The organism is Tardiphaga sp. (assembly GCF_025356345.1).
Classification (GTDB): Bacteria; Pseudomonadota; Alphaproteobacteria; order Rhizobiales; family Xanthobacteraceae; genus Tardiphaga.
The window spans coordinates 1-5,326 of sequence record NZ_JANXTC010000020.1 but is presented as its reverse complement, the minus strand read 5'-3'; the positions used below and the strand labels follow the sequence as shown (position 1 = coordinate 5,326).

The 5,326-nt window shown below is 65.2% G+C and carries 8 protein-coding genes; 2 read left to right on the top strand and 6 right to left on the bottom strand.

From position 1 onward, the window contains the following. From Q0S16_RS01080 to Q0S16_RS26370, 4 genes are all read right to left on the bottom strand, one after another. Nucleotides 1–702, bottom strand: a 702-nt coding sequence (locus Q0S16_RS01080; RefSeq protein ID WP_295844073.1) for a DNA-binding protein, incomplete at its 3' end; no start/stop codon positions are given. Then, entirely contained in the window at nucleotides 699–1,157 is a 459-nt protein-coding gene (locus Q0S16_RS01075) for a hypothetical protein (protein ID WP_295844069.1), read from the bottom strand. The genes Q0S16_RS01080 and Q0S16_RS01075, both read right to left, overlap by 4 nt. After that, nucleotides 1,154–1,381 (bottom strand): hypothetical protein, encoded by a 228-nt coding sequence (locus Q0S16_RS01070; protein WP_295844067.1) that lies wholly within the window; start codon nucleotides 1,379–1,381, stop codon nucleotides 1,154–1,156. Before Q0S16_RS01070 ends, Q0S16_RS01075 begins: the two co-directional genes overlap by 4 nt. Next, a complete protein-coding gene (locus tag Q0S16_RS26370; protein ID WP_366517791.1) occupies nucleotides 1,378–1,683 on the bottom strand; it encodes a helix-turn-helix domain-containing protein in 306 nt (101 codons plus the stop codon). Before Q0S16_RS26370 ends, Q0S16_RS01070 begins: the two co-directional genes overlap by 4 nt. A gap of 202 nt (nucleotides 1,684–1,885) precedes the next feature. Between Q0S16_RS26370 and Q0S16_RS01065 the strand changes: the two genes are divergently transcribed. Together Q0S16_RS01065 and Q0S16_RS01060 are read left to right on the top strand one after the other, a co-directional pair. Further along, a complete protein-coding gene (locus Q0S16_RS01065) occupies nucleotides 1,886–2,578 on the top strand; it encodes a S24 family peptidase (protein ID WP_295844066.1) in 693 nt (230 codons plus the stop codon). Further along, nucleotides 2,557–2,826: a hypothetical protein gene (locus tag Q0S16_RS01060; RefSeq protein WP_295844063.1), complete on the top strand. Its 270-nt coding sequence runs from the start codon at nucleotides 2,557–2,559 to the stop codon at nucleotides 2,824–2,826. Before Q0S16_RS01065 ends, Q0S16_RS01060 begins: the two co-directional genes overlap by 22 nt. 138 nt (nucleotides 2,827–2,964) lie before the next feature. On the opposite strand, the gene Q0S16_RS01055 is transcribed toward Q0S16_RS01060, so the two are convergent. Continuing rightward, complete coding sequence (locus tag Q0S16_RS01055; RefSeq protein ID WP_295844076.1) at nucleotides 2,965–3,480, bottom strand: DUF1629 domain-containing protein; 516 nt, start codon at nucleotides 3,478–3,480, stop codon at nucleotides 2,965–2,967. Between the two features lie 559 nt (nucleotides 3,481–4,039). Next, entirely contained in the window at nucleotides 4,040–5,125 is a 1,086-nt protein-coding gene (locus tag Q0S16_RS01050; protein ID WP_295844061.1) for a phage portal protein, read from the bottom strand. Nucleotides 5,126–5,326: the final 201 nt, after the last annotated feature.

Below are 5,326 nucleotides of genomic sequence, written 5' to 3'. Positions count from 1 at the left end.
GGGAGAGCGATCGGCGGCCAGCGCGCGGATGTGATGGGCGGTGAGCTGCGGCTGCTTGGCGAGCAGCGCGAGAATAAAGGTGCGAACCTCGCCGCCATTGGCGCGATCGAGCGCGCCGGTGCCGCGGCGCGCCTTGCTGCGATCGACAGCCAGCGCCGATCGGCGGCCGGCCTGGGCGAGACTGCGCCAGCGCGCCAGCGTGCGCGGCGTCAGGCGCTTCACTTCCGACGCGATCCAGCCGGCCAGCGACAACGCGCCGGCATTGTACTGATCACAAAAATACCGGTCGGCGCGCTTGCGGCCAAGCCCGGCCTGCGCGGCGACATTGTCGGCCAGCGCCAGGATGGCGAGGCGCGCGTCGCGGGCCTCCGCCGCGCTGCCGCTGAGCCGGGCGGCGGCGGGCTCGCTCTCCGCCTCGCGGGCGATGCAGGCGGGCACCGCGACGGCGTCGATGCGGCGGCCGATATAGGCGACGCGGGCTTCCGCCGGCAGCGAGTCCACGGCGTATTCGACGCCGCCGCCGCGATGTTTGCGCGGCCGGGTGATCCATCCGCCGCGCTCCGCCGCGAACAGCACGCCGCGCTTCGACGCCGGCAATCCCGGCAGCGCGAGGGCGGCGATTTCAGCGGCTGACAGAAACATCCGCAGCGGCCCGGTGTCCCTGCCGCCGGACGCCGGCGCGACCAATGGAGCGCGCGTCATCGGCCGGCCCTCCATTCGGCATCCGCGACGTTGATTTCGCGGTCGAGACGGTCGCGCGCCTCGCGCGCCATTTCGCGGCGGATCAGCGCCACATATCTGGCGGAGATCGCAACCACATCAGTGTCGGCGAGCAGCGCGTTGATCAGGCGGACATCGCGGGTGACCACGAACAACGCGATCAGCCGGTGCGCCGGAATGTTGTTCTTCTCGTTGGCCGTCGAGGTGTACTGGTCGAGCATGGCCACGCTGATATGTTCGCCGAGATAGTCGGCCATCAGCTGCGCGATGACATCGCGCGCATGTTTCGATTCCCGGATCGCCTCGGCCGCCGCGCGGGCGATGCGCGCGGAACATTTCGCGGCGCGCACGCGCTCGGGCGCGAAGCGCTCCACCACCTCCGGCGGCGCATATTCGCTGAACATGTCGACGGTGCCGGAGTCGCGGGCGCGCTTCATGGCCGCCCCGCGGGATCGACAGGGCCCAGCCCCCGCCGGATGGCGACCAAGCGCGGCAACACCAGGGTGTAGCCGTCACCGCTTTCACTGGCACCGATGCGGAGACCGTCGAAGGCCAGGATATGCTGGCGGCCATCTGCACGATCGCGCACCGTCAGGCTGCAGCGGTCGACCGCGATCAGGTCGACAGTGAGGCTGACATCGTCGGCGCGCCCGGCTGTCATCGCCGCGCTCCCGCACGGTTCAGTTTGCGGCGGCGTTTCTGACTCGACCTCGGCCGCGGGCCGGATGTACGAGTCGGCGCAGTCAGCACGCCTTCGGACGTGAACCAATACGGCCAGAGCGCATGCAGCGAGACCCCCAGCTCTCTGGCTATGATTTCGTTGGACGGCTTTCGGGGGTAGGACAGGGCTGAACGCAACGTTCCCTCGTGGAGACCATTGTCTCGCGCCAGCTGGGCCAGGGTTGTGTTCTGCTTGTGAATGGCGGCGACGATGTCGGCGCGATGCCAGCCGGGGGAAGCCATCTGCGAGGTGCCCTGAAATGGAGATCGCTCAGGTTGTTTTATTTCAGATATGCTACGAACGAAGCAGGTTTTACCGAATATGACAAAAAAAGCAACCGGTTTGAAGTCAGATATTACCATATCTGCAAATATTACGTCGGACGACGGTAAAAAACGTTTAGGAATCAGGCAGATTCGGGAATATGTCGATCTGCTGGAAAGCTTGCCGGACGGCGCGGCCCTGCCCGACTGGTCGAGACTGACGATCGGCGACCGTTTCGGGATTACGCTGCGACTGGTCCCGGCGGCGCAGCGCGAGCAGCTGCTCGGCAAGTCGGCGTCGACCTACAGCCGCTATGAGCAGGGCATGGATATCCCGCTGACGGTCGTGGCCACGTTGTCGGCCGAAACGGAAATCCCGCTGGATTGGATCGTGAGCGGTCGCGCCATGGATCGGCGGACGTCATCGGCCGATGCGGCGCCCGCCCCTGCGCGGTCCGATGGCGACGATGTGCCGATCCAGAAACTCGCCTTCAAGGCCGCGGCCGGCAACGGCGCCCTGATGCTCGACGACGGCTCCAGCTACGTGAATTTTCCGCGCGTCGTGCTGCACCAGCACGGCGTCGCGCCGGGTCATGCCAGGCTGATGCAGGCCAGCGGCGAGAGCATGCGCGAGACCATTTCGGACGGCGACCTGATGCTGGTCGATGTCTCGCCGGCGGCCACGCAGATCGCTGACGGCAAGATCTACGTGTTTTCGGTAGGCAACGAGGCCTACGTCAAGCGGTTGAAGCGCAGCGGCGACGACGTCATCATGATCGCCGACAACCGCGACATGTTTCCGCCGGAGACCGTGCCGAAGGAGCTGCCGTTGCGGATCTATGGACGGGTGAAATGGGCGGGGCGAGGTCTTTAGCAGCGCTGCTACTGCTGGCGGGCGCGCTGGGCGCGGCGCCGGCGCGGGCTGATGATGCGACACTGGCGATATGCGGGGCGTTGACCGACAGCGTCGCGGAGTTGATCCGGTCCGGCCAGATGGCGCAGGCGCGCCGCGCGACGCCGCAACTGCAGCGCTGCCGGCAGTTGCAGCAGCAGGCGCGCGACCGCGACGCCAGGCGGATTTTGCAGCTCCGCGAGCCACCTCCGGCTGCCGCACCGAAGTGAATCGGGCACGGCGCCAGGGCGTGCTGTTAAATTCGGGATGTCCGCTCCAAGGGGTGAAACAGCCTCTCGTTGATTGTCCCGCCATGCCGGGCTTTGACCCGAAGCGGACAATGTTGCTGGGGCGATCTTTGTATCTTGTTATTTCTTTCCAACGTCGACGAAGCTCAACCCCTTCAAGTCCACCTGCCGGCAGGCATCCTTCAAGGTCTGATCACAGATGATCGTGACTTCCATAAACTTCATCCGGAAGACATGCGCGGACCTGACAGCCTCGTCCCGGAAGATCAATCGCGTCGGACCTGTTAGCACGTACATCTTTCCAGCTGCATCATCGAACATCCGAAACTCTGAGGCCTGCTCGTCAAGCGCATCGAGGGTCCGAACCACGTTGCAGAGCCAGCGCCGCGGCCCTGCGGTGCCGTCGGACAAAATGACGTCGCATGAGGCAAAGCCGAAGGCGGTCGGATCAACCCGCTCCAGAACCGCTTTCATGGGATCGGAAATCAGCCAGTGTCCGACATATCCTTCAATATCACGCGGCGGACGGCCAAGCTTCTTAGCGAATAGAAATCGCGGCGCCTCCGGCAATTGCGAGTAGTAGGGATCTCCATCCCAGTTATATAGATAGCGCTTTACAGCGTCGGCGTTCTCCAGCCTAAGCCCTGGGCTTCCCCCCGAACATAGTCGGCGTCCATTTTGTAAAAGCTTCGCCTCTTCGGCTTACGCGCACCCTTAACTTGCCTCGACGTCTCGTCGGTCATATCCATGCCTCTCCAGCGCCATACGGCGTCGTCACCGGCAGCCACGCAACACACACCCGGTTCCAGAAATCAAGTTCATTGCCTTCCGCCTTTGGCACTTAGCCGATATGCTGGTACGCGGCGCTGGAGTCCGTTTCTCGCGGTGAAGCGGACAGGCAAGCGGCTTTATCAGTACAAGCCCTAGCCCCGCGTTTTGCGCATTTCGGGATTCCCGGTTGCTTTCTCAGTTCGATGGCGCCCGAACTTGCGCGACACGTTGAAAACCCGCGCAATCAGCCTTGAAGTGGCGGATCCGCCGAACCGGGAATCGCCGGCCTTACTTCCCCGTAAGGATTCCTGGTTGGCCTGGACGGCGGTTGTTTCGCCGGGGAATCCGCGCCGCATCGCCCCGCCCTGCCATTCGAACTTGCACGGCCCGTGGCCCTTCGGCTCCCGCGGAATCGCGCGAAAGCCTAACTAAACCAAGCGTTTCCCGCCGCTTCCCCGATATTCCCGGCTGATCCCGATTTGCGCCACTCAAACTTGCGCGTCACATGTGGTGCCAGCCATTGCGCCAGCGCGTGGCCGACGCGCGCGGCCAGCGGCAGCACGGTCTGGCGGAAGAACACCCGGTTGGCTTCCTGGTAATTGGCAAAAGTGTTGTCGCCGGGAATGCCGAGCAGCATTGGCGGCACGCCGAAGGCCAGCGCGATTTCGCGCGCGGCGGTGTGCTTGGCTTCGAGGAAGTCCATGTCCTTCGGCGACAGCGACATCGGCTTCCAGTCCAGGCCGCCTTCAAGTAGCAACGGCTTGCCGGCATTGATGGCGCCGGCATAGCCGCCTTCCAGCTCGTGCTTCAGGCGATCGAACTGCGCCTCCGACAGCATCGCGCCGTCCGGCCCGGCATAGACCAGCGCGCCGGATGGCCGCGCGGCATTGTCGAGCAGCGCCTTGTTCCATTTCGCCGCGGCATTGTGGGTATCGAGCGCCACCGCGGCGGCCTCGATCGGTGCCAGCCCGTAATGGTCGTCGAGCGGATGGAAGAAGGTCAGATGCAGGATCGGCGGCACCGCGCCGCTTTGCTCGAAGCGCACCGCGCGCCCGCCGACGCTGTACTCATAGGCCTCCGCCCAGCCATCCGGGCCGGGCACCACTTTCACGCGGTCCGGCCGCAGCGCGTAGAGTTCGTGCACCTGGTGATCGAGCGAGACCTGCTCGACATAGGCATTGCCGGCGAGCAGCAGATGCGCATAGAGCATCTCGAACAACACCGCGCCGTCCTGGCGCGGATTGGGCCGCGTCAGCAGCGTCAACAGCGGATGCGCCTCGCGCTCCTGCGCGCCGTCGAACACCAGAAACGGGCACGCCGCGGCATTCTCCGCGATCAGCCGCACCGCGCGATGCACGATGGCATTGTGCAGATATCCCTCGCGCGCCAGCGCCGCGAATTCCCGCGGCGTCCACCGCGCCCGCCCGCCAGATTCATAGGCGAGAATTCTGGCCGTACGACTGGCCTTCGCCTCCGGCGCCGCGAGATAGGCTTTCAGGCGGTTGAACATCACAAATCTCTCCACGTTTCCCGGGCGCGGCGCGGCGGCATCGCCGCGGGCGATGGGGATGCGCCGCAGAACCGGGATCCCGGTTCTGCGAAGCAGCACTGCGTGCCGCGTCGCGCCCGGGACACGGACCAGAGCGCCGCCTGTAGAAGACAAGCCCAGCCACGAACACCCGGCGCGGCGCGCTAAGCTTTCAGGTAGTTG

Excerpts from the sequence above, each read along its gene's own strand:
- Q0S16_RS01070 (WP_295844067.1), bottom strand. The coding sequence starts at position 1,381 with ATGACAGCCGGGCGCGCCGACGATGTCAGCCTCACTGTCGACCTGATC.
- Q0S16_RS26370 (WP_366517791.1), bottom strand. The coding sequence starts at position 1,683 with ATGGCTTCCCCCGGCTGGCATCGCGCCGACATCGTCGCCGCCATTCAC.
- Q0S16_RS01050 (WP_295844061.1), bottom strand. The coding sequence starts at position 5,125 with ATGTTCAACCGCCTGAAAGCCTATCTCGCGGCGCCGGAGGCGAAGGCC.
- Q0S16_RS01060 (WP_295844063.1), top strand. The coding sequence starts at position 2,557 with ATGGGCGGGGCGAGGTCTTTAGCAGCGCTGCTACTGCTGGCGGGCGCG.
- Q0S16_RS01075 (WP_295844069.1), bottom strand. The coding sequence starts at position 1,157 with ATGAAGCGCGCCCGCGACTCCGGCACCGTCGACATGTTCAGCGAATAT.